Source organism: Acinetobacter sp. LMB-5 (genome assembly GCF_001541635.1).
Taxonomy (GTDB): Bacteria; Pseudomonadota; Gammaproteobacteria; order Pseudomonadales; family Moraxellaceae; genus Acinetobacter; species Acinetobacter pittii.
Map to the genome: position 1 here is coordinate 1 of NZ_LRDR01000104.1, position 341 is coordinate 341.

The 341-nt window shown below is 40.8% G+C and carries 1 protein-coding gene; it reads left to right on the forward strand.

Annotation, left to right across the window (positions count from 1 at the left end; translation table 11 throughout):
- Positions 1–127: 127 nt before the first annotated feature.
- A partial coding sequence (locus tag AW165_RS18705; RefSeq protein WP_212823958.1) for a hypothetical protein occupies positions 128–341 on the forward strand: 214 nt, incomplete at its 3' end.

Sequence of the window (341 nt, forward strand, 5' to 3'; positions counted from 1 at the left end):
ATACATGTGTGAGCTCACTCTAATTATGTAACGTAAATTATCATTACACACATTAACGTGATCTAAAGCACAGAACATTTCCATCTTTCACATAGAATAACTGTCCATGCAATAACAAGGATTCAACATGAAAAGTCGCATTGAACAGGCGCTAGCAAGCGCTCCTGAAGCACTTTCAACACATCTTGCTCCTATCGTTCTCGCTGACGATTTTGATGCCACTATTTCTGAGCAACAGTTTGATGAGCTGCTGAACGCTACCAACCTTTCAGATAAAGAGCTTCGTGTTGCTCTACTTCCTTTTGCCGCAGCGTTTTCTTACGCTCCAATTTCTGAATTCT